The following is a 25,708-nucleotide window of genomic DNA, read 5'->3' on the forward strand; positions in this document are numbered from 1 at the left end:
ATGGACGGCATGGAACCTGACTACGACGTCGTGATCATCGGTTCGGGGTTCGGCGGCAGCGTCAGCGCGCTACGCCTCACCGAGAAGGGCTACCGGGTCCTGGTACTCGAGGCGGGCAAGCGCTACGAGGACCCCGACTTCGCCAAGACGTCGTGGAACCTGCGCCGGTTCCTGTGGGCGCCGCGGTTCGGCATGTTCGGCATCCAGCGCATCCACCTGCTCAACAACGTGATGATCCTGGCCGGCGCCGGGGTCGGCGGCGGCTCCCTGAACTACGCCAACACGCTCTACGTTCCGCGCGAACCGTTCTTCAACGATCCCCAGTGGCGTGACATCACCGACTGGCGCTCCGAGCTGCTGCCGCACTACGACCAGGCGCAGCGGATGCTCGGCGTCGTCACGAACCCGACCGTCACCGACGCCGACCGCATCATGCAGGAAGTCGCCGAGGACATGGGCTGTCGCGACACCTGGGTGCCCACGCCCGTCGGCGTCTTCTTCGGCCCGGACGGCGAGAAGCGGCCCGGCCAGCTCCTGCCCGATCCCTACTTCGGTGGCGCCGGCCCGGCCCGCACCGGCTGCATCGAATGCGGTTCCTGCATGACGGGCTGCCGCTTCGGCGCCAAGAACACGCTGATCAAGAACTACCTCGGACTGGCCGAGCGCGCCGGTGCGCACATCGAGCCGATGACGACGGTCACCGACTTCAGCGAGCGCCCCGACGGCACCTGGCAGATTCGCACGGTCCGCACGGGGAGCTGGGTGCGTCGCACCCGCCGCACCTTCACCGCCAACCACGTCATCGTCGCCGCCGGCACGTACGGCACGCAGCGGCTGCTGTTCAAGATGCGCGACACCGGCCGACTGCCGAAGCTCTCCCGTCGCCTCGGCGAGCTCACGCGCACCAACTCCGAATCGATCGTCGGGGCCGGGCGTCTGCGGGTGGCCGACGACTTGAACCTCACCCACGGCGTCGCGATCACCTCGTCGATCCATCCCACTTCCGACACCCACGTCGAACCCTGCCGATACGGCAAGGGGTCCAACGCGATGGGGCTGCTGCAGACCCTGATGACCGACGGCTCCGGGCCGGAGGGCACCGACGTGCCGCGCTGGAAGCAGTTGGCGCGCACCGCCCGCGAGGATCCACGGGGCACGCTGCGGCTGCTCAATCCTCGCCGGTGGAGCGAGCGCACGATGATCGCGCTCGTCATGCAGAACCTCGACAACTCGATCACGACGTTCACCAAGCGCACCCGGTTCGGCTTCCACCGCTACCTGAGCAAGCAGGGCCACGGCGAACCGAACCCGTCGTGGATTCCGGTCGGCAACGAGGTGACGCGGCGTATCGCCAAGAAGATCGACGGCGTCGCAGGCGGCACCTGGGGCGAGCTGTTCAACATTCCACTCACCGCGCACTTCCTCGGCGGGGCGGTCATCGGCGACAGCCCCGAGCACGGAGTGATCGACCCCTACCACCGGGTGTGGAACTACCCGACGCTCTCGGTGGTCGACGGTTCGGCGATCTCGGCGAATCTCGGTGTCAATCCGTCGCTTTCGATCACCGCGCAGGCCGAACGCGCCGCGTCGCTGTGGCCGAACAAGGGCGAACAGGACCAACGGCCGGCGCAGGGGCAGCCCTACCGGCAGCTGGATCCCATCGAGCCCGCCCAGCCGGTGGTGCCCGCGGACGCACCCGCAGCCCTGGACTGGGGAGTGTCCGCCGAGACGGTCAATCGGCGAGATCCCACGACCGCGGACGCGCAGGGCGCCTGAGGCTGAAAGCACCCCACTAGACTGTGCGGGTGGATTCTGCTGCTCCCCGCCCGGTACTGGTGGTCGATTTCGGTGCCCAGTACGCCCAATTGATCGCACGCCGGGTTCGCGAGGCGCGGGTGTTCTCTGAGGTCATCCCGCACACCACGACCGTCGACGAGATCAAGGCGCGCAACCCGCGCGCGGTCGTGCTGTCCGGCGGGCCGGCCAGCGTGTATTCCGAGGGCGCACCCCAACTCGACCCGGCGTTGTTCGACCTCGACATCCCGGTGTTCGGCATCTGCTACGGCTTTCAGGCGATGGCCCAAGCGCTCGGCGGCACGGTCGCACACACCGGCACCAGTGAGTTCGGCCGCACCGAGCTGAATGTGGTCGGCGGAGAGTTGCATTCGGATCTTCCGACCAGACAGCCGGTCTGGATGAGTCACGGTGACGCGGTCACCGAAGCCCCGGCCGGATTCGACGTCGTGGCCACCAGTTCCGGTGCGCCGGTGGCGGCTTTCGAGAACCGGGCGCGCGGACTGGCCGGCGTGCAGTACCACCCGGAAGTCATGCACAGCCCGCACGGGCAGCAGATACTCAGTCGCTTTCTCCACGAGTTCGCCGGCATCGACGCGGCCTGGACGCCGGCCAACATCGCCGAGGCTCTGGTCGAGCAGGTGCGCACCCAGATCGGCGACGGACGGGCCATCTGCGGGCTGTCCGGCGGCGTGGATTCCGCGGTCGCGGCGGCCCTTGTCCAGCGCGCCGTCGGCGACCGGCTGACGTGCGTGTTCGTCGACCACGGTCTCCTGCGCGCCGGGGAGCGCGCCCAGGTGCAGCGCGACTTCGTCGCCGCCACCGGTGCCAACCTCGTCACCGTCGATGTGGCCGACCGCTTCCTCGAGGCGCTGTCGGGGGTCACGAACCCCGAGGGTAAACGCAAGATCATCGGCCGCGAATTCATCCGGGCCTTCGAAGGTGCCGTGCGGGATGCGTTGGGAGCGGCCGAAGGAGACGTCGAGTTCCTGGTGCAGGGCACGCTGTACCCCGACGTCGTCGAATCCGGCGGCGGCACCGGCACGGCGAACATCAAGAGCCACCACAACGTCGGCGGCCTCCCCGGCGACCTGAAGTTCACGCTCGTCGAACCGCTGCGGCTGCTCTTCAAGGACGAGGTCCGCGCAGTCGGCCGCGAACTCGGGCTGCCCGAAGAGATCGTTGCGCGCCAACCTTTCCCGGGGCCCGGCCTGGGCATCCGGATCGTCGGCGAAGTCACCGCTGACAGGCTCGACACGTTGCGTCGCGCTGATGCCATCGCCCGCGAGGAGCTGACTTCGGCGGGCCTGGATCACCAGATCTGGCAGTGCCCGGTGGTGTTGCTGGCCGACGTGCGGTCGGTCGGAGTGCAGGGCGACGGTCGCACCTATGGGCATCCGATCGTGCTGCGGCCGGTGTCGAGCGAGGACGCGATGACCGCGGACTGGACGCGCGTGCCTTACGAGGTACTCGAACGGATCTCCACGCGCATCACCAACGAGGTGCGCGAAGTGAACCGAGTTGTCTTGGACATCACGAGCAAACCGCCGGGCACGATCGAGTGGGAGTGATGCTGCTCAGGGCGTGATCAGGTGTCTGATCAACCGGCGCCGTCACTCTTGTCGCTGCTGCTCTTTTCGATCAGGTCGCCGAGCATCGTCGCGACCGTCGTCTCGACGGCCGACTCGATCGAAAACGCCAGCGTCGCACTGACGGCGCCCACCGCCTGCGTGCGGAACCGCACCAGGGTGGTGATGAGTTCGGCGACCTTGACGTCATCGGGCATCGCGGCGCCCGGGTTGATCTTGTCGACCACCTCATCGAGACCGGCCTGCACCAGGATCGCGCTGATCTGATCGACTAGCGGCTTCACCTGCTCGTGGATGTCGATGAGCTTGTCGTACGTGACGCCGTAGCGGTGGATCTCGGTGAACGCATCCACCAGCGTCGGCCGCACGATCGTGGCCTGCTCGCCGTCGACACGGATGATGTCGAGCTCGATCATGCGATCGAACGCGGCGTCGTCGCCGATGGTGCCGCGGGCCTCGGACAGCCCCATGCGCTGCGGTTTCTCGGTGGCCCAGCTGCCCGCGATCGCGGACTCCAGCCCGAGCATGTCCCCGATGTCCTTACCCTGCTCCCACGCCGAGAGCATCTCGTTGACGTGGGCGATGTTGTAGCCGCGGTCGAGCAGTGACGTGATCAGACGCAGCCGGGTGAGGTGGGTGTCGTTGAACAGCGCGATGCGGCCGACCCTCAGCGGGGGGTGCAGCAGACCGCGGTCGCGGTAGACGCGGACGTTGCGGGTCGTCGTGCCACCCAGCCGTGCCAGTTCGTCGATGCGGTATTCGCCGGACTCCGCGACACCGTGCGGTTGCACCGCAGCGTCGAACAATTGGGACACCGCGGCCTCGACGACGTCGCGCGAACCGCGACGAATCCGGCGCAGGATCGTCGGGATCGGTCCGCTGGACTTCGGCTGGGACATCACATTCAGGCAGTGGAGGACACGGCGCGCGCCCGAGCGCCGTGTGCCACCGCGGCATAGTCGTCGAACCGGAATTGGCGCATCTGTCGAAGATACTGTGTTGCCAGTCCGGGGTACATCGACGCATTGAAGCCGTCGGCGGTCAGATACCAGCTGCGGCAGCCCGACATCCACGTCGTCGCCCCCAGCCGCCGCTGGATACCGGCGTTGTACCGGCGCTGCACGTCGGCGCGGACATCGAGGTACAGCAGGTTCTCCTTGAGGATCGTCGTGATGCCAGCCACCGCGTAGTCGATCTGCCCTTCGATGTAGACCAGCAGCGAGTTGTGGCCGGGCCCGGAGTTGGGACCGGTCATCAGGAACAGGTTCGGATAGCCGTGCACGCTGGCGCTCTTGTGTGCCTCGGCGTGTTCGGCCCAGTCCTGCTGCAGTGAGCGACCTCCCAGCCCGGTGACGGGGAACGGCGGACCGGACAGGTGCACGTCGTAGCCGGTGGCGAACACGATCGCGTCGAGATGGTGCTCGATCCCGTCGCAGGTGCGGACACCGGCGGGGCTCAATGTGGCGATCGGCCAGTCGATGAGCTTGCAGTTCTCCTTCTGCAGGGCGGTGTAGTAGTCGTTGGAGATCAGCATCCGCTTGCACCCCGGGGTGAAGTCCGGGGTGAGCTGGCGGCGCAGCCACTTGTCCTTGATCCGCAGTCGCAGATGCGCGCGACCCAACGCCGACACCAACCCGGTCAGCGGCGTGTTCCACACCAGCGCGGCGGCGCAGGCCTCGTGCCCCCAGAACAATGCCTGGCGGCTGATCTCCTGTGCCGCAGGAACTCTGGCGAACAGCTGCTGGACCGCGTCGGGAATGCCGACGTCGGGCCGGGGGAGCACCCAGCCGGGGGTGCGCTGGAACACCTTGACGAAGGCGGCGTCCTTGACCAGTTCGGGAACGATCTGCACGGCACTGGCGCCGGTTGCCGATCACACCGATCCTCTTGCCCGTGACATCGAAATCGTGGTCCCACGAGGCACTGTGGATCTTGGTGCCCGTGTAGGTCTCGATGCCTCGGATATCGGGCAGCCGGTGATCGGCGAGCGGGCCGGCCGCGAGCACCACCGTGCGGGCGCGGATCTTCCTGCGCCCGTTGACCGTTGCCGTCCACACCCCGGTGTCACCGGCAAAGCTCAGACCGGTGACTTCGGTGCCGAATCGGATCAGCCGGCGCAGCCCGTGCTGCTCGGTCAGGTCCTGGATGTGTTCTCTGATCTCGCCACCCGAGGGGTACATGCGCGACCACGCTGGATTGCGGGCGAACGAGAACGAGTACAGCATCGTCGGGATGTCGCAGGCCACACCCGGATAGGTGTTGTCCCGCCACGTCCCGCCGACGTCGTCGGCACGTTCGACGATCACGACGTCCTCGACGCCTGCCTGCCGGAGCTTGATGGCCGCCCCCAGCCCGGTGAAGCCGGCACCGACGATCAGGGTGTCGTGTATGCGCGTATCGGCCACGGTTCAGGCCGCCGGCTCGTGGGTCAGCTCTTTGAACCAGGACGGGATGGGTCGCAGCAGCACCTTGGGGTAGTAATCGGACGCCCACACCATGGGATTGGCGAGCCAGTGGTAGGGGTTGCGTGGGTTGATGACGGCGCGGCCGTGGTACTTGAGCAACTGGTACGTCGGTACCCGCCAGGTCTTCTCGCCACGCTCACCCAACGTCTGGAAGCGCTTCATCGCGTTGTAGAGCTTCTCTGGCTGCAGGCCCATGTCGATGATGTTGTTGCGCATGCGGTTGAGCAGCGGGACGTACAGCATCATGCCCATGATCAGGCCGGGGGAGGCGACGTTGCCCACGAACTGCACGAGCAGATGGCGCAGATCGCCGTGGCCGATCATGTCGAGCACCGCGAAATCGACGGCGATGTGCCGCGATTCGTCGTTGTTGATCTTCTCGAACACCTGGTGACAGACCGGATCGTGCACCTCTTCGAGCAGGAACTTGAGCAGCGCCCCGTCGAGGGCCACCTCAAGCATCGGGATGACGGTGCCCAGGATCGACAGTGACATGTCGTCGGAGTAGGTGTCGAGCCACTCGATGGCCAGCCGGATGTTGACGTTCGGTTCCGGCATTTCACCGTCGTCGAGCATGCCCCACCTCTTCATCAAGGCCAGTTCGGCGTTGGCGTGCCGCTGCTCCTCGGCGTGGAAATACCGGTAGATCTCGGCGATGGTGGGGGTGGGGGCCTTCTTGGCCAGCGCCGCGAACCCGCGGGCCCCGACGTTCTCGATCCAGCACAGGTCGGCCATGAAGGCCTTGAGCTTGGGCCGCATCTCGTCGGTGATCATCTCGGCGCCCGGTGCGTCCCAGTCGATGTCGGCCAGTGCCCACTGCCGGTCCTTGATCTTGGCCAGCATGGCGTCCATGTCCATCGTGGCTTTTGCCATGGTGTCTCCTCCTAGGTGGTGACGCGAGTGATCAGGCCGGCGGCGCGGGTGTACACCGTCGGGGGTGAAACGCTTGATGCCCCAGCCGATCCGGGCTTCGGGCTGCGGCATGCAGTACAGGCCACCGCGATCGAGGGTGTCCAGGCACATGCGGGCGACGCGGTCGGGGGAGAAGCCGATCCAGCGCATGAGGTTGTCGGCGAGATGGGTGGAGCGGTCGGAGATCCGGCCCGCGCTGACGATGTTGGTCTTGACGAACGTCGGGCACAGAGCCGTCACGGTGACGCCGGTGCCGGCGAGTTCGGCCGACAGCGTCTCCGACAGTGACAGCGTGCCCGCCTTGCTGACGTTGTAGGCCGCCATCCCGGGTGCGGCACCGAAAGCGGCTGCGGAGGCGACGTTCACGATGCCCGCGGGACGGCCCGCATCGCGCAGGATGGGGGCGAACACGTGGCAGCCGTGGATCGGGCCCCAGAGGTTGACTCCGAGCACCCATTTCCAGTCGGCGAGGTCGATCTCCCCGATCGGAGCGCCACCGGCACCTACGCCGGCGTTGTTGACGACGATCGTGGGGGCGTCGCCGAAGAACGATTGGGCAGCCTCGGCGAGCCGGTACACGTCGTCGACGTCGGTGACGTCGCAGCGAACCGCCGAGGCATCGGTTCCGTTGTTGCGCAACGTGTCCGCGGTGGCCGTGGCGGCGTCGAGGTCGATGTCGCTGCACAGTACCCGGCCGCCGCGGCGGGCCAGCTCGGTGGCGAACGCGGCGCCGATGCCGCTGCCCGCGCCGGTGATCACCGCGTCGGCGCGGTGGGTGCGTTTGGTGCCGAAAATGCCCATCTAGCCGGCCTGCTCGATCGCCGGCGCAGCGAGGACGTCGGCGATGAAGCCGGCCACGTCGCGCATCGCGGGCACCGCTTCGGGGGCGAGCCGCGGAAGGGCTTGGAAGACGTGGACCTGGTCGGGCCAGATCTGCAGGTGGGCTTCACCGCCGGCAACCCGCAGGTCTTCGGCGAGCGCGATCGCATCGGCGGCGAGCATTTCAGCGCCGCCGGCCTGGATCAGTGCGGGGGGCAGTGTCCGACCCTGAGCCACATCGAGTTTCAGCCTGGGGTGAGTGGGTTCGATGCCCCGGCAATACAACTCGACCAGTCGTGCAGCGTCACGAGAGCGGATCGCGGGGTCGGGGCGGGTGCGTTCGCGCGTGCGGGCCAGTGCGAACGTGAGGTCCAGCAGCGGTGACATCAACACCATGCCCGCGGGGTGGTGGACGTCTGGTTGCAGCAGCAGGTCGACGCTGAGGTGGCCGCCGGCCGAATCGCCGGCGATCACCGTGCGTTCGGGGGCGATGCCGTGCTCACCGGTGAGCCATTCCCAGCCGCGGCGGACGTCGTCTGCGGCGGTGGGGAATCGGTGCTGCGGCGCCAGCCGGTAGTCGATGCTGAAGACCCCGATCCCGGTCAGTCGGGAGAGCCAAGACACCAGCCGCCGGTGCGTGCGGGTGGAGCAGAGCGCGAAACCGCTGCCGTGGACGAAGTAGATCGCCCGGGTGGTGTCACGGGCAACGCCTCGGCCCCACACCCATTCGCCGACCACGCGGCCGCCGTCGGGGGTGCGGACGTCGACGGATTCTGTCCGGGTGCCGGCCAGTGAGGGACCGCACGTGTCCATCAGCCGGGCCACGATCTGCCGCGAGGTCCACAGGCCCCATGGTTGATCGGGCGGAAGGACCAGGCTCAGTTGGCGCAGGGTCAGTCCGGCGAGTGCGGCGGCACTGCGGGACCGGTGGGACCCGCGGTGGGTCAAGTCGGTGGTGATCTCTCCGTTGAGCATTGGATGGATACAACATCCAATGCTGACATTTGTCAATGACACTATTCGCGAATGGCGTGATCCAGCGGCACGACTGTTGGTTGACGATGTCGGTGGGTGGGTGTTTACTGGCGTTATCGAACAAACATTCGAACACCCGATGAGGCGGATGATATGCACGGTGCAGTTGTGACAGGGGTGAAGGTGGTGAATCGATGCCCTGTCACCCGTGCTGAGCAGCTGGAACAGCTTCGCAAGCAGATGGCATCGGTGTCGGGAAAGGTGGGATCGAGCCGTCGGTCCGCACCCGCGGCGGCCGCCTCGACGGAGGTGCCACAGCCCGCGGATTCTTTGCTGGAGGTGTCCGATCTGACGTCGCTGCCACGAGGAACCGTGGCAGTGATGTCGGGGGCGCGGTCGCTGGAGTTGAGAATCATCGCCGCCGTGACGGCCGATGGGGGCCACGTCGCGATCATCGGGCAGCCGGATGTGGGCCTGCTCGCGGCGGTGGAGATGGGGGCGGATCTGAGTCGGATCGCCATGATTCCGGAGCCGGGGGCGGATCCCGTCGAGGTGGCCGCGGTCCTGATGGACGGGATGGATCTGGTGGTACTCGGCCTGGGCGGCCGGTCGGTGCCGCCGTCCCGGGCCAGGGCGGTGGTGGCTCGTGCGCGCCAGCGGGGGTGCACGCTGCTCGTCACCGATGGCATCTGGGAGGGTGCCTCCGCTCGGTTGGAGGCCGCGGTCAGCGGTTTCGACTTCGCCGGTCCGGGGGGTGAGGTACCCGTTCCTGGCCGCGGGCGGATCAGTCGGGTGCGCCTGGCGATGCGGGCCCGGGGGCGGCTGGCCGGACCTGGAGTGCTCAACCAGGTGGTGAACGGTTAGGTGGCCGCCTCCAGGGTGCTGGCGCTCTGGTGCATGGACTGGCCGGCTGTCGCCGCCGCGGCGGCGGCCGGTCTCCCGCCCACGGTGCCGGTCGCGGTCACCCTCGCCAATCGGGTGGTCGCGTGCTCGGCCGCGGCCCGCGCCGCGGGAGTGCGGCGTGGAATACGGCGACGGGAATCTCAGGCCCGGTGCCCGGACCTGCATGTCGTCACCGCCGATCCGGCGCGCGACGCCCGGCATTTCGAGCGGGTGACCGCGGCGGTCGACGATCTCGTGCCTCGGGCGGAGGTGTTGCGGCCAGGTCTGCTGGCGCTGGCGGTGCGCGGGGCTGCCCGATACTTCGGCTCGGAGCAGGTGACGGCCGAACGGCTGGTCGACGCAGTGGCTGCGGTGGGTGCCGAGTGTCAGGTCGGCGTCGCCGACCAGTTGTCCACTGCCGTCTTCGCCGCCAGGGCGGGCCGGATCGTCGACCAGGGGACGGATGCGCAGTTCCTGTCAGGGTTGTCCATCAAGACGCTGTCCTCCGAGCCCAGTCTGGCCTCAGGGACGCGTGGCGAGCTGGTGGATCTGTTGTGGCGCCTGGGTATTCGAACTGTCGGGCAGTTCGCCGAGGTCTCCCGCAGTGATGTGGCCTCGAGATTCGGGGCCGATGCGGTGATCGCCCATCAGCTGGCGCGCGGCGAGCCCGGCCGGGGGCCTTCGGGTCGCGACCCCGGTCAGGAACTCGACGTCGAGATGGCCTGCGATCCGCCCATCGAGCGGGTGGACGCGGCCGCCTTCGCGGGGCGGGCGCTGGCGGGGCAGCTGCACCGCAGCCTCGAGGCCGCGGGCGTGGGCTGCACCCGACTGGCCATCCATGCGGTGACCGCCAACGGAGGAGAACTCGAACGCGTCTGGCGATGCGCCGAGCCTCTCACCGAGGATGCCACCGCCGACCGGGTGCGCTGGCAGCTCGACGGATGGCTGAACCGCCGGCGGGCAGATGAGCGCCCGGGGGCGCCGATCACGATGCTGCGTCTGCGTCCGGTGGAGGTGGTCTCGGCCGAGGCGCTGCAGCTTCCACTATGGGGTGGGATCGGGGAGGAAGACCGGCTCCGCGCGCGGCGGGCACTGGTGCGGGTCCAGGGGTTGCTCGGTCCCGACGCGGTGAAGGTCCCGGTCCTCAGTGGCGGGCGGGGCCCCGCCGAACGGATCACCCTGACCCCGCTCGGCGACGAACTCGTCCCGCGGGCTGATCCCAAGCAGCCGTGGCCCGGGCAGCTACCCGAGCCGTCACCATCGGTGCTGCTCGACGACCCGGTGGATGTGCTCGACGAGCAGGGCGACCCGGTGCGGGTCACCGCGCGGGGATTGTTCTCCTCGGATCCGGCCCGGCTCACCGCGCCCGGTCGGTCCGGCCGGCTGTCCTGGTGGACCGGACCGTGGCCCGTCGACGAACGGTGGTGGGACACCGCGGCGGCAGGTGGTGGGCGCACCGCGCGCGCCCAGGTCCTCCTCGATGCCGGTGATCGGCAGGAGGCGCTGCTGCTCTGCTATCGGCAGCGGAGGTGGTACCTCGAAGGCCGCTACGAGTAGGCAGGTATGAATAGCACCACATTGATTGCGCACAACTCAATTGCGCCCTATGGTTCAAAGTGGAACGCCGATTCACGACCGAAAGGACGACGCATGAAGACGCTCTACACCGCAGAGGCTCTCGCCACCGGAGAGGGCCGCGACGGCCACGGCAGGTCCTCGGACGGTCGGCTCGACTTCGATCTGGCCGTCCCCAAGGAGATGGGCGGCAGCGGTAACGGCACCAATCCCGAGCAGCTCTTCGCCGTCGGCTACGCGGCGTGCTTCCACTCCGCGCTGCGCCTGGTCGCCGGTCAGGACAAGGTCGACGTCTCGGATTCGGCTGTCGGCGCACGAGTGTCGATCGGTCAACTCGACAACGGTGGATTCGGCTTGGCCGTCGAACTCGAGGTCACGCTGCCGGGCGTCGATGCCGAGACCGCCCGCCAGGTGACCGAGAAGGCCCATCAGGTGTGCCCGTACTCCAACGCCACGCGCGGCAACATCGACGTCAAGCTCACCGTCACCGACGACTGAGCGGGCGGGCGAACGCGCCCACCCGGTCGATGAAATGGTCGAAGAACGCCACCGAATCGACCTCGACGCCGATGAGAGCGTTGGGTTCTCGGCCCCAGTGGCCGCTCCAGTCGGCGATCGTCATCCCGCGCGTCAGCGTCCCGGTGAGTTCGACGTCGACAGGGGCAGCGCGGTAGGTCACCAGATCGGGATCGAGTGCCACCGCCGCGGCCAGCGGATCGTGGAGGTGGGCCAGATAGCCCTCTCCCTGATCGTGATGGAACTCGAAGTAGAACCGCATGGCGTCTTCGAGCACCCGGATCACGGGGTTCTCGGCCGTCGAGGTCGTGCCGCGCGGATCGTTCACCGACATCGGCGGTGACGGTGCGCCGGCGGCCTCGGCGAGCCGGCTCAGCAACTCCGGGGTCATCGCGATGTTCTCGGTGACGTTGAGCCCCAACACGATCGGCAGGCGGTCTGCACCGCGGAACGCCGCGAACACCTCTGCCGCCGACTCCGGATCCACGCTCGTGTTCCACTCCGCGACGGGCGTGGTGTTGCCTCGGTAGTCGAACGAGCCCCCCATGATCACCAATCGGCGGAGCAGCCTCGGCAGCTCCGGTTCGGCGCGTATCGCCAACGCGAGATTGGTCAACGGGCCGGTGGCCAACCCGATCAGCTCGCCCGGATGTGCGTGCGCGGCACGCACCCACGCCTGGGCGGCGTCGTGGTCGGTGAGGCTCGCCGTGGCCGTCGGAAGCCTCGCGTACCCCAGCCCCTGCGGCCCGTGCGTGTCCTCGGCGGTGCGTAGCGGAGTCGCCAGCGGCGCATCCGAGCCCTTGGACACCGGCACCCCCGTGACGCCGCACAGTTCGAGTAGACCGAGATTGTTCTCGCACACCTGCTGCACACCGACGTTGCCCGCGGTCGAGGCGATGCCCACCACCTCTGCCTGCGGGCTGCCGAACAGGTACACCAGCGCCATCGCGTCGTCGACCCCGGTGTCGACGTCGCAGAACACCCGCTGCGGGGTCACCAGTGCACGCCGGGTACCAGCCGCACCGCCTGCTTGACCGGCCGCGGCACCCGCACCGCCGGCACGGTGCGCTGCGGCCGCCGGGACGTGCGGACCGGAGCCGGTCGCTGCTCGGTCACACCACGGGCCGCCGGCGAATCGGGATATCCCAGATACAGCTGGTGCAGGACCCGCCGCGACAACCGCGGCGTGAAGTAGTGGCCGATGTCCGACAGTGTGCCGACGGGGGTGTCGATGCGCGGCGGCTTGTCGACCAGCCCGCGGACCACCATGGCTGCCGCGTGTTCGGCGGTGATCGGAGGCATCGGGTTGAGCCTACGCGACGGCGCGATCATCGGCGTGGCGACAAGCGGCATGTGGATGTTGGTGAACGTGATGTGATCTGAAAGAGTTTCGGTGCCAACGACTTCGGAGAAGGCGTCGAGCGCGGCCTTGCTGGGGATGTACGCGCTGTACTTCGGGCTGGACGCCTGGACCCCGGCACTGGAGACGTTCACGACGTGACCGAACTGCCGCTCGCGCCAGTGGGGGAGCAGGGCCAACACCATCCGCACCGGGCCGAAGTAGTTGACCGCCATCACCCGCTCGTAGTCGTGCAACCTGTCCGTCGACGCGACCACCGATCGCCGGATCGACCGCCCGGCGTTGTTGACCAGATAGTCGACGTGCCCGAACTGCTCGAGAATGGTGGCGACGGTGTGCTCGACCGCCGCCGAGTCGGTGACGTCGCAGCGGAACGCGTGGGCCTGCCCGCCGCCGGCACGGATCTCGGCAATCAGCTCGTCGAGCGCGTCGGCGTTGCGCGCCAACGCGAACACGGTGGCGCCCCGGGCGGCCACGGCGATCGCCGACGCTCGCCCTATTCCGCTCGAGGCACCGGTGATGATGACGTGGCGGCCGACCAGCGGGTCGTCGCGACGCGCTCGATTCGGATCCAGATGTTCGGCCCAGTAGTGCCACAGCCGCGGCGCGTAGTCGGCGAAGGCGGGCACGGTGATTCCGCTGTCTCGCAACGCCTCGTCAGTGTGGTCGCGGGTGAAAGTTGGTTCCAGCTCGACCACGTCGAGGATCTCGGCGGGTAGACCGAACTGCGTGGCGGCCATGTCGCGCAACACCTTTGCGCGACCGCGGGCGTGCAGGAAGGGGCCGGCCACGCTACGCGGCAGCGACCCCACCAGGGTCGGCAGGCCGGCGGCCGGCGCGACACCGCGGTAGATGCCGCGCAGCCCCGTCGTCGTCGGAGCCGTCAGGTGGAACGTCTGCCCGTCACGGCCGTCGAGGTGGCTCAGCTCCGTGATCGCGTCGACCACGTAGTCGACGGGAACGAGGTTGGTCCGACCCGCAGCGGGCAGCATCATCGGGGTGAAACGGGGCAACGCCGCCAGGGCAGCCAGGATCGGGAAGAAGTAGTAGGGGCCGTCGACCTTGTCCATCTCGCCGGTCCGCGAATCGCCCACCACGACGGCGGGACGGTAGATGCGGTAACGCAGTCCTGTGGCCGACCGGACCAGCAGCTCGGCCTCGAACTTGGTCTGGTGATAGGGCGTCGGCAGGTGCTGGCCGACGTCGAGATCGTCCTCGGTGAACTCGCCGCGGAACGTGCCGGCGACGGCGATCGAGGACACGTGGTGCAGCGTCGCGTCGAGGCGGCGCGCCAACGCGATGATCGACCGGGTGCCCTCCACGTTGGCGGCCCGCTGCTGGTCCTCGGGCGCGGTGATGTCGTAGAGCGCGGCGCAGTGCATGACGTGATCGATCGGACCGAGGGTGACGAGTTGCTGGTCGTCGAGGCCCAGCGCGGGCGCTGTCAGGTCGCCCACCAGCGGCGACACGCGCTCGTCCCACCGCGCAGCCAACGCGGAGAAGTTGGGCAGCGACTGTCGACGCACCAGCACGTGCACTGCCTCGGTACCCGGACGGGCCAGCAGTCGGTCCACGAGATGACGCCCCAAGAACCCGGTACCGCCGGTAACGACATAGCGCATGCGGGACATGCTCGCCTGCGGGTGGGGAAACGTCAACACCCGGTCAGCGGTAGCACGGCTGAAACATTGGCCGCCTACTGTTCGGGCATGTCGTCGCGTCGACGGTCGGCCCTGCTGGACAACCTCGTCGTCGACCAGCCCGGCCGCCCCCAGCACGCGATCCTCGACGAGCTACGACGGGTCATCCTCTACTGCGCGGTGCCGCCCGGCAGTCCCATCCCGCTGGCCGAGGTCGCCGACCTGTTCGGGGTCAGTCAGATCCCGGTGCGCGAAGCGCTCAAGACGTTGATCGGCGAGGGACTGGTGTCGCACCGCAGCAACGCCGGATACGCGGTCGCGCAGCTCACGCGCCAGGAGCTGCGCGAAATGTACATCGTGCGAGAGACATTGGAGTCGGCGTCACTGGCGGCCGCCATCACCAACGCCACCGACGCCGACCGCGCTGCTGTCACCGCCGCCAACGACGTCCTGCACGACGCGCTGCGGGCCGACGATCCGGCCGCCTACCACCGGCAGAGCCGCGAGTTCCATCTCGCGCTGGCTCGGCCGTCACGCATGTACCGCTTGCTCCACATGCTCGAATCCGCCTGGAACGTCACCGAACCCGTGCAGTCGATGGTGCACGTGCGCGCCGCAGACCGCGCCGGCCTCCACGCCGACCACTGCCAGATGGTGGACGCCTTCCTCGCCGGCGACGTGGAAGAGCTGCTCACCGCGTCCGAGACGCACTCGCAGCGGTTGAACGCCCTCATCGCCACGCTCCCGGTGGACACCGGCTTGCTCGCGCTGGATATATCTTCCCCGCAATAACGGAGTCTTTTGGCGGAAACACCGGCGCAATACGTGCTGGCTACGGTCCGCCCATGACTGAGATCGACACTCCGCAGACCGCCAACGATCTTCCGCCCGGCGCGGTCGTCGGCGCAGGTGACGTTGTCGAAGCGTCCGGTCACCCCGTCGGGGGTGGCGTCATCAAACCGGGGTACGACCCGCGGCTGACCAACGAGGATCTGGCGCCGCTGGGCAAGCAGACCTGGTCGTCCTACAACATCTTCGCGTTCTGGATGTCCGACGTGCACAGCGTCGGCGGCTACGTCACTGCGGGCAGTCTCTTCGCGCTCGGGTTGGCCAGCTGGCAGGTGCTCGTCGCGCTGTTGATCGGCATCGTGATCGTCAACGTCTTCTGCAACATGGTCGCCAAACCGAGCCAGGCCACCGGTGTGCCGTATCCGGTGATCTGCCGCAGCGTGTTCGGCGTACTGGGCGCGAACATCCCCGCAATCATCCGCGGGCTGATCGCGGTGGCCTGGTACGGAATCCAGACCTATCTGGCATCTGCCGCGTTGGATGTCGTTCTGCTCAAACTCTTTCCCGGTCTCGCACCGTATGCCGACGTCGACACGCACGGTTTTCTCGGGTTGCCGCTGCTGGGGTGGGGCAGCTTCATCCTGCTCTGGATCCTGCAAGCCTGCGTGTTCTGGCGCGGCATGGAGGCGATCCGCCGGTTCATCGACTTCTGCGGCCCCGCAGTCTATGTCGTGATGTTCCTGCTGTGCGGTTACCTGATCTACAAAGCGGGCTGGGGAGCGATCGACCTGAAGCTCGGTGACGTCAAATACACGGGCCTGGATTCGGTGCCGGTCATGCTCGGCGCGATCGCGCTGGTCGTCTCCTACTTCTCGGGCCCGATGCTCAACTTCGGTGACTTCTCCCGCTACGGCAAGTCATTCGCTGCGGTCAAACGCGGCAACTTCCTCGGGCTGCCGGTGAACTTCCTGCTGTTCTCGCTGCTGGTGGTTGTCACCGCGTCGCTGACCGTGCCGGTGTTCGGTGAGTTGATCACCGACCCCGTTACCACGGTCGCTCGCATCGACTCGACGTTCGCGATCGTGCTGGGCGCCTTGACCTTCACGATCGCGACCATCGGCATCAACATCGTCGCCAACTTCATCTCCCCGGCCTTCGACTTCTCCAACGTGAGCCCGCAGCGGATCAGCTGGCGCGCCGGCGGCATGATCGCCGCGGTGGGATCGGTCCTGATCACCCCGTGGAATCTGTACAACAACCCCGAGGTCATCCACTACACGCTCGAGACGCTCGGTGCGTTCATCGGCCCGCTCTTCGGTGTGTTGATCGCGCACTACTACCTGGTGCACAAGCAGCGCGTGGTGATCGACGACATGTTCACCCTCGACGAGAACGGAACCTACTGGTACAAGCGCGGATACAACCCCGCGGCCGTGATCGCGACCATCGTCGCCGCTGTCGTCGCCGTCATTCCCGTCCTGCTGGGCGGCTCGGTGACCGGGATGTACACCGCCGCCCAGTACAGCTGGTTCATCGGTTGCGGTATCGGTTTCGCGCTCTACTACGTGCTGGCCACCCGGACGGCCCGGTTCGCCGTCGCACCGATTGAGTGACGCTGATCTGGGACTACCGCGCGGGCGGGTGAACCCGGCGCCAGTGTTCGGCGATCTCGATGCGGCGGGCCAACCACACCTTGTTGTGGGACTGCACGTGGTCGAGGAACCGCTCCACGGCTCGGCTGCGCGCAGGCCTGCCCGCGAGTCGGCAGTGCAGTCCGACGGACAGCATCTTGGGCCGGCCGGCGAGCCCCTCGGCGTAGAGCACGTCGAACGCGTCCCGCAGATGGGCGAAGAACTCCTCCCCGTTGGAAAAGCCTGCAGCAGAGGCGAATCGCATGTCGTTGGTGTCCAGGGTGTAGGGCACCACCAGATGGTCGGTACCGCGTACGCGAAGCCAGTAGGGCAGATCGTCGGCGTAGGAGTCGGAGTCGTAGACGAAGCCGCCGTGTTCGACGACGAGCTCGCGGGTGTGGGGGGAGTCGCGCCCGGTGTACCACCCCAGCGGCGCTGCCCCGGTCATCTCGCGCAGGATGTGCACGGCCTCGGCCATGTGCCTGCGTTCGACGTCTTCGGGAATTCGTTGGTAGGACAGCCATCTCAGACCGTGGCAGGCGATCTCGTGGCCGAGTTCGGTGAACGCCGCCACAGCGTCCGGGTTGCGCTGCATGGCGCGCGCGACCGCGAAGACGGTCAACGGGACTCCGCGGCGTGAAAACACGTCGAGCAGCCGCCACAGCCCCGCACGCGAGCCGTACTCGTAGAGCGACTCCATGCTCATGTGCCGGTCGGGGAACGCCTCGGCGGGCGTCATCTCCGACAGGAACGTTTCCGAGGCGCCGTCGCCGTCGAGTACCGAGTTCTCGGAGCCCTCTTCGTAATTGAGGACGAACTGGACGGCGATCGCCGCGCCGCCGGGCCACTGCGGATCGGGCGGGGTGCGGCCGTAGCCGACCATGTCGCGCGGGTAGGTCATGCCAGGCGGCCGAACAGCCGGAGCCGCGCCATCCCGCCGTCGGGGTAGATGTCGAGGCGCCCGAACGACGCGGGGCGACAGGAGGCAGGGCCAGGGTTGATCGGGTTCTCCTTCTCGGCGAACGTGTCGTCGTCGGCCCAGACCGCTGCGCCGCCGAGCGTACGCAGAGCGAGGTCGGGCAGCCACGTGAAGTCCGGTTCCGCGTCGGCCATCGGATCATCGTCACAGAAGACGCGTCCCGTGGCGCGTCGAGGGCACGCCGGCAGGCTTGCCAAGCCGCACCGCGATGGCATAAGGAATGACTCATGCCCATCGATCCGAACGCCGTTGGCGTCACCACCCCGCCGCAGACCTTCCGCTGGAAGGACCGCGACACGCTGCTCTACGCGCTCGGCGTCGGGGCGGGCACTGCGGACCTGGCGTTCACCACCGAGAACAGCCACGACATCGCCCAACAGGTGCTGCCCACGTACGCGGTGATCGCCTGCTCGCCGTTCGCCGCGGCCGGGGCCATCGGATCGTTCGACTTCTCCAAGCTGCTGCACGGCTCGCAGAGTGTCCGGCTGTTCGCGCCGCTGCCTGCGGCCGGTGAGCTCAGTGTCGTCAACGAGGTCGCCGACATCCAGGACAAAGGCGAAGGCAAGAACGCCATCGTCATGCTCAAGGCCACCGGCAGTGATCCGGCCACCGGAGCCGCGGTCGCCGAGACGTTGACCACGCTGGTGATCCGGGGCGCGGGCGGCTTCGGCGGTCAGCCCGGAGCGCGGCCCGTCGCCGCGGAGATTCCCGACCGCGACCCCGACGCGACGGTCGCTCTGCCCACCCGGGAGGACCAGGCGCTTCTCTACCGGCTCTCCGGTGACCGCAACCCGCTGCACAGCGATCCATGGTTTGCTGGATTGGCCGGCTTCCCGAAACCGATCCTGCACGGACTGTGCACCTACGGTGTTGCTGGGCGGGCACTGGTGGCAGAACTCGGGGCGGGGGACGCGACCCGCGTCACCGCGATCTCGGCCCGGTTCACCTCGCCGGTGTTCCCCGGCGAGACGCTGACCACGTCGATCTGGCGGTCGGGCTCGGGCCGCGCGGTGTTCCGGACCGAGGCGGCCGGCCCGGACGGAGCCAATGCGCGGCTGGTTCTCGAGGACGGCGAGGCCGAGTTCGTCGACTGACGAGATCCCGTCTGCCCCATCGTTTTCATTAGGGTGGGCAGCTATTTGCTGCGCTGGTAATCTTCGCCTGTGGGTGGGGGGTGCGACCTGAGCCGCAGAAGAGCTCGACGAGGGTGGGCGCATGCTTGACCGTTTGCGAGGTTCGTGGCTCGGCGCAATCGGTGCTGCCCTGTGGGGTTCTGACCACTTCTACTGGTTTACTGCCATCCTCGCGGCCCGCGGTATGCAGACCGCTACCTGCCGGCTGGTCGCGCTGTGCATCGCCTCGCTCGGTGTGCTCCCCCTCGGGCTGCTCGCGAGTCCCGCGGGTCCCCAGACGTCCGAGGGGCGGATCGCCACCGTGGTCATCGCGGTCAGTTGTTTCGCCTTGTCGACGCTGTGGCTGCGGTCGCACTGGCCGTCGCGGGCGCAGTCGCTGCTCTGCGTGCTGGTCGCGTCGGTGGCGATCGGGGTGTCGGTCCTGATCCAGACCAATCCCGTGGTCGGGCTGACCGGGGCGGCCAATTACGCGGTGCTGACGGCGTTCGTGGTGAGCTTCCACACGCCGCGTCTGCTGGCCGTGGTCTGGTCGGCGGGGGCGGTGACGCTCGGTGTGCTGATCGTCCATGTGGCGGCGGACGATCTGGCGCTGGCCATCTGTGCGGCCGGGATCATCGTGTTGCTGAACGTGTTCGTCGCGTTGGCGTGCAAGGCGATGGTCGTGCTGATCCAGCCCGAGACCCACCACGGTGACATCGAGCAGCTGACCGGATTGCTGCACAAGGACGCGTTCTATCAGGCGGTGGCGACTCTGCTCGCCTCGCGCAGCCGCAGCGACGACAGATACCTGGTCGTCGTCGCGGTGAACATCGACAGCTTCTCCCTGCTGCTGGGGTTGAGCGGGGCCAGCGGCGGCAACCGTGCCCGGGTGTCCGTCGGGCAGGCACTGCGGGAGACCGTGCGGCACAACGCGATCGTCGCCCACGTCTCCGACCATGACTTCCTCGTCGCCGACACGTTCACCACTGCCGACGCCTCGCCGTTGGTCGAGCGAATCCGCGGTGCGATCTCCGCGACGCCTCAACGGCTCACGGCCAGCATCGGGGTGGTGTGCACACCGCTGCCACCGCTGGCGGCCGAGCCGCCCGACGACGTGCTGGACAAGCTGATCGCGATCGCCAACCAGGCGATCGAGCAGGCCCGGATGGCAGGCGGCAACCAGGTCCGCTACGTGCTGCGGCCGACGCTCGACGAAGACCCCGACGACGACGAGCCGCGGCCCGACAACGGCAGGATCGCCTGACGCATCGAACGAATGTTCGATAGACTGCCCGGGTGGGATGGCACAACGGTCCGCCGGGTTGGGGCGAGATGGAGCGCGTCCTCAACAGCAAGCCGCGCCGTGCCGGCTGGCCCATCGACGCGCAGGTCGGAGACGGGGGCGACAGCCCGGCCTGGTCGCGTAAGCGGGGGGAGTACCAGCCGCCGGAGGCGCCCACCCGTCCACGGTTGTCGACACCGTATGCCGAGCTACACACCCATTCCGCCTATAGCTTTCTCGACGGCGCGAGCACGCCCGAGGAACTCGTCGAGGAGGCTGCTCGGCTGGGTCTGCGGGCCATCGCGCTGACCGACCACGACGGCCTGTACGGGGTGGTCCGGTTCGCTGAGGCGGCCAGGGAGCTCGACATGGCAACCGTGTTCGGTGCCGAGTTGTCCCTCGGAGGGGGGAGCCGCACCGACGATCCAGACCCCCCGGGGCCGCATCTGCTGGTGCTGGCACGAGGGCCGGAGGGGTACCGGCGGCTGTCCCGTCAGCTGGCCGCGGCCCACTTGGCGGGCGGGGAGAAGGGCGTGCTGCGCTATGACTACGACGCGCTGACCGAGGCCGCAGGCAGGCACTGGCAGATCCTCACCGGATGCCGAAAAGGTCATGTGCGTCAAGCGCTGTCCGCCGGCGGCCCGGACGCCGCGGCGGCCGCGCTCGCCGATCTGGTCGACCGGTTCGGCCGCGACCGGGTCACCGTCGAGCTCACCCACCACGGGCATCCCCACGACGACGAACGCAACGCCGCCCTTGCGGCGTTGGCGCCACGGTTCGGGGTGGGTGTCGTGGCCACCACGGGCGCACATTTCGCCGAGCCGGGACGGGGCAGGCTCGCCATGGCGATGGGGGCGATCCGGGCCCGGCATTCGATGGACGACGCCGCGGGCTACCTGGCCCCGCTCGGAGGTGCCCACCTGCGCTCGGGGGAGGAGATGGCGCGGATGTTCGCCCACTGCCCCGAAGTGGTCAGCGCCGCAGCCGAACTCGGCGAACAGTGCGCGTTCGGCCTGGCTCTCATCGCACCGCAGCTGCCGCCCTTCGACGTGCCGGCCGGCCACACCGAGAACAGTTGGCTGCGGCACCTGGTGATGCAGGGGGCGCGGGAGCGCTACGGTCCCCCCGAACGATCACCGCGTGCCTATGCCCAGATCGAGCACGAGCTGCGGATCATCGAACAGCTGAACTTTCCGGGGTATTTCCTTGTGGTGCATGACATCACGCGGTTCTGTCGGGAGAACGACATCCTGTCCCAGGGCAGGGGATCGGCGGCCAATTCGGCGGTCTGCTACGCGTTGAAGGTCACCAACGTCGATCCGGTGGCCAATGATCTGCTGTTCGAACGGTTCCTCTCACCTGCCCGCGACGGGCCGCCCGACATCGACATCGACATCGAGTCCGATCTGCGTGAGGACGCCATCCAGTACGTCTACCGGCGCTACGGCCGGGAGTACGCCGCACAGGTCGCCAACGTGATCACCTACCGCGGGCGCAGCGCCGTCCGCGACATGGCGCGCGCGCTCGGTTTCTCGCAGGGGCAGCAGGATGCGTGGAGCAAGCAGCTCAGCCAGTGGGGCAATCTGGCTGACGTCGCCCACGTGGAGGGCATTCCCGAGCAGGTGATCGATCTGGCGCAACAGATCTCGAATCTGCCGCGGCACATGGGGATTCACTCCGGAGGCATGGTGATCTGCGACCGCCCCATCGCCGACGTGTGTCCGGTGGAGTGGGCCCGCATGGAGAACCGCAGCGTCCTGCAGTGGGACAAGGACGACTGTGCGGCCATCGGTCTGGTGAAGTTCGACATGCTGGGGTTGGGCATGCTCTCGGCGCTGCACTACTGCATCGACCTGGTCGCCGAACACAAAGGTATCGCCGTGGATCTGGCCACGCTGGATCTGTCCGAGGCCGCGGTGTACGAGATGCTGCAGCGAGCAGACTCGGTCGGGGTGTTCCAGGTGGAATCCCGCGCGCAGATGGCCACCCTGCCCCGGCTGAAGCCGCGGATGTTCTACGACCTGGTGGTCGAGGTGGCGTTGATCCGGCCAGGTCCGATCCAGGGCGGGTCGGTGCACCCGTACATCAAGCGGCGCAACGGTGAGGAAGAGGTCACCTACGACCATCCGTCGATGGAGTCGGCGCTGCGAAAGACGCTGGGGGTGCCGCTGTTCCAGGAGCAGCTCATGCAACTGGCCGTGGATTGCGCGGGTTTCTCGGCGGCCGAGGCCGATCAGTTGCGGCGCGCCATGGGCTCGAAACGCTCGACCGAGAAGATGCGCCGGCTGCGGGGCCGGTTCTTCGACGGGATGGCCGAGGTGCACGGCATCACCGGGGACGTGGCGCAGCGGATCTACGAGAAGCTCGAGGCGTTCGCGAATTTCGGCTTCCCCGAAAGCCATTCGTTGAGCTTCGCCTCGCTGGTGTTCTACTCGTCGTGGTTCAAGCTGCACCATCCGGCGGCGTTCTGCGCTGCGCTGCTGCGTGCGCAGCCGATGGGGTTCTACTCGCCGCAGTCGCTGGTCGCCGACGCCCGGCGTCACGGCGTGGTGGTGCACGGCCCGGATGTCAATGCCAGTCTCGCCCACGCCACGCTGGAGAATGCGGGGACGGAGGTGCGGCTCGGGCTCGGGGCCGTCCGGCACATCGGTGACGACCTCGCGCAACGGCTGGTCGAGGAGCGGGCCCGCGGACCGTTCGCCTCGCTGCTGGACCTGACGGGGCGGGTGCAGCTGAGCGTGCCGCAGACCGAGGCGCTGGCCACCGCCGGTGCGCTGGGCTGCTTCGGCATCACCCGGCGGGAGGGGTTGTGGGCGGCCGGGGCGGCCGCCGCCGAACGTCCCGACCGGTTACCCGGGGTGGGGTCGTCGTCGCATGTCCCGTCGCTGCCCGGCATGACGGAGTTGGCGCTGACCGCCGCCGACGTGTGGGCGACGGGAGTGTCGCCGGACCGGTACCCGACCGAGTTCCTGCGCGAGAACCTCGATGCCATGGGGGTGGTGCCGGCCGATCAGCTGCTGGCGGTGCCCGACGGCACCCGCGTGCTGGTTGCCGGTGCGGTGACTCACCGGCAGCGGCCCGCGACCGCACAGGGGGTGACGTTCGTCAACCTCGAGGACGAGACCGGGATGGTCAACGTGCTGTGCATGCCGGCGGTGTGGGCACGGCACCGCAGGGTGGCCCAGACCGCGGCGGCGCTGGTGGTGCGGGGCATCGTGCAGAACGCCACCGGGGCGGTGACCGTGGTGGCCGACCGGATGGGCCCGCTGAGCCTGCGGGTGCGGTCGACATCCCGCGACTTCCGCTGAACGCACCCCCTCGGCGAGCGTGCGTGTCTGCAGCAGACACGCCGCGTTTACCGCGAACTCCACGCACGCTCGCTGCGTATCTGAGGCGGGCTGCCGCGCAACAGCTTTCGCGAGACTGCACGCCTCAGACGCGCAGCGAGCGTGCGCAGAATCGCGGGTCCGCCCGGCGGGTTGCCCGCAGACACGCACGCTCGCCGGAAGGGGCGAATGTAGGCTCGGCACGATGACATCCGAGACGCTCAACCTGTCGGCCGACGACGTTCTGACCACGACCCGCTCGGTGCGCAAGCGCCTGGATTTCGACAAACCGGTGCCCCGCGATGTGCTGATGGAGTGCCTCGACATCGCGCTGCAGGCGCCGACGGGGAGCAACAGTCAGGGCTGGCAGTGGGTGTTCGTCACCGACCCCGACAAGAGGCTCGCGCTGGCCGAGATCTACCGGACCAACGCCACGCCGTACCTGAACGCCGAGAAGCCCACCTACGGCGACGAGCGTGACGAGCGGGCGCCGAAGGTGATGGATTCCGCGAGCTATCTCAACGACAACCTCGAGAAGGCGCCGGTCATGCTCATCCCGTGCCTGGAGGGCAAGCCCAAAGACACCGTCTCCGGTGCCAGTGCGGGCTACTGGGGATCGCTGCTGCCTGCCCGTGTGGAGCTTCATGCTGGCACTGCGCTCGCGGGGCCTCGGCTCGGCCTGGACCACGCTGCACCTGCTCGGCGACGGCGAGCGTCAAGCCGCTGAACTGCTGGGCATCCCGTTCGACTCCTACAGCCAGGCCGGGCTCTTCCCGATCGCCTACACCAAGGGCACCGACTTCAAGAAGGCCAAGCGGCTGCCCGCCGAGCGCTTGACGCACTGGGACACCTGGTAGATCAGATGCTGCCCGCGAAGTCGTGCTGACGCCACGCTTCGTACACGGCGACGGCGGCGGCGTTCGACAGGTTCAGTGACCGCCGCCCGTCCAGCATCGGGATGCGCACCCGGCCGGTGACGTGCGGGTCGGCCAGCGTCTCGGCGTCCAGGCCGGTCGGCTCCGGCCCGAACATCAGCACGTCACCGGGCTGGTAGGCGATGTCGGCGAACGACGCGTTGGCATGCGCGGTGAATGCGAACACCCGCGCCGGCATCACCGCCGCCCACGCCGACTCCAGGTCGGCGTGCACCGTCACCGACGCCAGATCGTGATAGTCGAGCCCGGCGCGACGCAGCTTGGGCTCGGACAGGTCGAATCCCAGTGGCTCGACCAGATGCAGCTCGCACCCGGTGCCGGCCACCATGCGGATCGCGTTGCCGGTATTGGGCGCGATACGCGGCGAGTAGAACAGAAACCCGGAACACCCTTGGCAGGGTAAACGGGTGTCAGTCCAGGCAGGTCTCGTAGCTCGCGATCGAGATCAGGCCCTCGAGAGTGTCGATGTCGACCATCTCGCTGCTCATCGCTCGCATCAGGGGTGAGTCACCGATTTCGGACGCATCGGCAAGCAGAGCCATCTCCACGCCATTGTGGGTCATTGCACTCCTCCAAAGGGGTCACCACCGATTGTGCCTGCAGATCAGCGGCACTTCACCCTCTGACACGCAACGGGTCTGAAACGAAATCGCAACGCCCACAACGCACTCGGTGCAATCTCCTTTGCTGGTTCTGCACGTGTGCGTCTAACTCTGGCGACCCGATGATCGGGCTGGCATACTCAGCGCATTCACCAGGCGCTTCACGCTCCCCGACGCGGGCGCCATCAGCCAGGATGCTTCATGAACCACGCTCGATCCCCGATCAAGCGGCCGCCTCGGTGGGCGCTGTCCAACTGGCCTGTCCGCGTCAAGGTCGTGGCCATCGTGGTCGTGCCGCTGCTGTTGGCCGGCGCGTTCGGTGGGTTGCGCATCCACGCCGCAAACTCGTCCGCACAGAATCTGAGGGTCGCGGCCGCCCGGGCCGACATGGTGCCGGCGGTGGGGCAGTACCTGGCTTCCGTGGAAGCGGTGCTGGTGAGCGCGACGGACGGCGGCGACGTGCCCGCCAGCGTCACCGCATTCGAGTCGCAGGCCGCCGATCTCCAGCGACAGTTGGCCGCAACC

The 25,708-nt window shown here is 68.1% G+C and carries 18 protein-coding genes and 5 pseudogenes; 12 read left to right on the forward strand and 11 right to left on the reverse strand.

Annotation, left to right across the window (positions count from 1 at the left end):
• Positions 1 to 9 precede the first annotated feature (9 nt).
• Entirely contained in the window at positions 10 to 1,776 is a 1,767-nt protein-coding gene (locus PGN37_RS25920; protein WP_335333843.1) for a GMC family oxidoreductase, read from the forward strand.
• A 29-nt stretch (positions 1,777 to 1,805) separates the two neighbouring features.
• A complete protein-coding gene (gene guaA / locus PGN37_RS25925) occupies positions 1,806 to 3,365 on the forward strand; it encodes a glutamine-hydrolyzing GMP synthase (protein ID WP_335333844.1) in 1,560 nt (519 codons plus the stop codon).
• Between the two features lie 29 nt (positions 3,366 to 3,394).
• On the opposite strand, the gene PGN37_RS25930 is transcribed toward guaA, so the two are convergent.
• The 5 genes and pseudogenes from PGN37_RS25930 to PGN37_RS25950 form a co-directional block, all read right to left on the reverse strand.
• Positions 3,395 to 4,282, reverse strand: coding sequence for a MerR family transcriptional regulator (locus PGN37_RS25930; RefSeq protein WP_335333845.1), 888 nt, complete (start codon positions 4,280 to 4,282; stop codon positions 3,395 to 3,397).
• 5 nt (positions 4,283 to 4,287) lie between these two features.
• A pseudogene (locus PGN37_RS25935) lies at positions 4,288 to 5,788 on the reverse strand (flavin-containing monooxygenase).
• Positions 5,789 to 5,791: 3 nt separating this feature from the next.
• Positions 5,792 to 6,721, reverse strand: a complete 930-nt coding sequence (locus PGN37_RS25940) for a ferritin-like domain-containing protein (protein ID WP_335333846.1) — start codon at positions 6,719 to 6,721, stop codon at positions 5,792 to 5,794.
• A gap of 11 nt (positions 6,722 to 6,732) precedes the next feature.
• Positions 6,733 to 7,561: pseudogene (locus PGN37_RS25945) on the reverse strand (SDR family NAD(P)-dependent oxidoreductase).
• A complete protein-coding gene (locus PGN37_RS25950) occupies positions 7,562 to 8,554 on the reverse strand; it encodes an alpha/beta hydrolase (protein WP_335333847.1) in 993 nt (330 codons plus the stop codon).
• 153 nt (positions 8,555 to 8,707) lie between these two features.
• On the opposite strand from PGN37_RS25950, the gene PGN37_RS25955 reads away from it, so the two are divergent.
• The 3 genes from PGN37_RS25955 (at position 8,708) to PGN37_RS25965 (ending at position 11,509) form a co-directional block, all read left to right on the forward strand.
• Complete coding sequence (locus tag PGN37_RS25955; protein ID WP_335333848.1) at positions 8,708 to 9,418, forward strand: hypothetical protein; 711 nt, start codon at positions 8,708 to 8,710, stop codon at positions 9,416 to 9,418.
• Between the two features lie 33 nt (positions 9,419 to 9,451).
• The gene (locus PGN37_RS25960) at positions 9,452 to 10,993 is read left to right on the forward strand and encodes a DNA polymerase Y family protein (protein ID WP_335333860.1); all 1,542 of its coding nucleotides are present in this window, start codon (positions 9,452 to 9,454) and stop codon (positions 10,991 to 10,993) included.
• Positions 10,994 to 11,086: 93 nt separating this feature from the next.
• Positions 11,087 to 11,509: an organic hydroperoxide resistance protein gene (locus PGN37_RS25965; protein WP_335333849.1), complete on the forward strand. Its 423-nt coding sequence runs from the start codon at positions 11,087 to 11,089 to the stop codon at positions 11,507 to 11,509.
• Here the strand turns inward: PGN37_RS25965 and PGN37_RS25970 are convergent.
• Positions 11,496 to 12,524 carry a nucleoside hydrolase gene (locus PGN37_RS25970; RefSeq protein ID WP_335333850.1) on the reverse strand — a complete coding sequence of 343 codons (1,029 nt, stop codon included), beginning with the start codon at positions 12,522 to 12,524 and terminating at the stop codon, positions 11,496 to 11,498. The two genes, PGN37_RS25965 and PGN37_RS25970, sit on opposite strands and share 14 nt — an antisense overlap.
• Positions 12,521 to 14,509, reverse strand: coding sequence for an SDR family oxidoreductase (locus tag PGN37_RS25975; protein WP_335333851.1), 1,989 nt, complete (start codon positions 14,507 to 14,509; stop codon positions 12,521 to 12,523). Before PGN37_RS25975 ends, PGN37_RS25970 begins: the two co-directional genes overlap by 4 nt.
• 87 nt (positions 14,510 to 14,596) lie before the next feature.
• Here PGN37_RS25975 and PGN37_RS25980 point away from each other — a divergent pair, with 87 nt between their 5' ends.
• Together PGN37_RS25980 and PGN37_RS25985 are read left to right on the forward strand one after the other, a co-directional pair.
• A complete protein-coding gene (locus tag PGN37_RS25980) occupies positions 14,597 to 15,319 on the forward strand; it encodes a GntR family transcriptional regulator (protein WP_335333852.1) in 723 nt (240 codons plus the stop codon).
• A 53-nt stretch (positions 15,320 to 15,372) separates the two neighbouring features.
• On the forward strand, positions 15,373 to 16,929 hold the full coding sequence (locus PGN37_RS25985; RefSeq protein ID WP_335333853.1) for an NCS1 family nucleobase:cation symporter-1: 1,557 nt from the start codon (positions 15,373 to 15,375) through the stop codon (positions 16,927 to 16,929).
• A 13-nt stretch (positions 16,930 to 16,942) separates the two neighbouring features.
• On the opposite strand, the gene puuE is transcribed toward PGN37_RS25985, so the two are convergent.
• Positions 16,943 to 17,848, reverse strand: a complete 906-nt coding sequence (gene puuE / locus PGN37_RS25990) for an allantoinase PuuE (RefSeq protein ID WP_335333854.1) — start codon at positions 17,846 to 17,848, stop codon at positions 16,943 to 16,945.
• A 17-nt stretch (positions 17,849 to 17,865) separates the two neighbouring features.
• Positions 17,866 to 18,060: pseudogene (locus PGN37_RS25995) on the reverse strand (allantoicase); the annotation flags it as partial.
• A 93-nt stretch (positions 18,061 to 18,153) separates the two neighbouring features.
• On the opposite strand from PGN37_RS25995, the gene PGN37_RS26000 reads away from it, so the two are divergent.
• The 4 genes and pseudogenes from PGN37_RS26000 to PGN37_RS26015 all read left to right on the forward strand — a co-directional run bounded on the left by PGN37_RS26000 (position 18,154) and on the right by PGN37_RS26015 (position 24,503).
• Positions 18,154 to 19,020: a MaoC/PaaZ C-terminal domain-containing protein gene (locus PGN37_RS26000; RefSeq protein WP_335333855.1), complete on the forward strand. Its 867-nt coding sequence runs from the start codon at positions 18,154 to 18,156 to the stop codon at positions 19,018 to 19,020.
• A 121-nt stretch (positions 19,021 to 19,141) separates the two neighbouring features.
• Entirely contained in the window at positions 19,142 to 20,302 is a 1,161-nt protein-coding gene (locus tag PGN37_RS26005; RefSeq protein WP_335333856.1) for a diguanylate cyclase domain-containing protein, read from the forward strand.
• A gap of 32 nt (positions 20,303 to 20,334) precedes the next feature.
• Complete coding sequence (locus PGN37_RS26010; RefSeq protein WP_335333857.1) at positions 20,335 to 23,628, forward strand: error-prone DNA polymerase; 3,294 nt, start codon at positions 20,335 to 20,337, stop codon at positions 23,626 to 23,628.
• A gap of 223 nt (positions 23,629 to 23,851) precedes the next feature.
• Positions 23,852 to 24,503, forward strand: a pseudogene (locus PGN37_RS26015) (nitroreductase family protein).
• A 1-nt stretch (position 24,504) separates the two neighbouring features.
• On the opposite strand, the gene PGN37_RS26020 reads toward PGN37_RS26015, so the two are convergent.
• Together PGN37_RS26020 and PGN37_RS26025 are read right to left on the reverse strand one after the other, a co-directional pair.
• Positions 24,505 to 24,957 carry a tRNA (cytidine(34)-2'-O)-methyltransferase gene (locus PGN37_RS26020; RefSeq protein ID WP_335333861.1) on the reverse strand — a complete coding sequence of 151 codons (453 nt, stop codon included), beginning with the start codon at positions 24,955 to 24,957 and terminating at the stop codon, positions 24,505 to 24,507.
• A 34-nt stretch (positions 24,958 to 24,991) separates the two neighbouring features.
• Positions 24,992 to 25,144, reverse strand: a complete 153-nt coding sequence (locus PGN37_RS26025; RefSeq protein ID WP_185976216.1) for a hypothetical protein — start codon at positions 25,142 to 25,144, stop codon at positions 24,992 to 24,994.
• Between the two features lie 240 nt (positions 25,145 to 25,384).
• Here PGN37_RS26025 and PGN37_RS26030 point away from each other — a divergent pair.
• Positions 25,385 to 25,708: pseudogene (locus PGN37_RS26030) on the forward strand (hypothetical protein); the annotation flags it as partial.

The sequence above is a fragment of the Mycobacterium kyogaense genome (assembly GCF_036946525.1).
GTDB lineage: Bacteria > Actinomycetota > Actinomycetes > Mycobacteriales > Mycobacteriaceae > Mycobacterium > Mycobacterium kyogaense_A.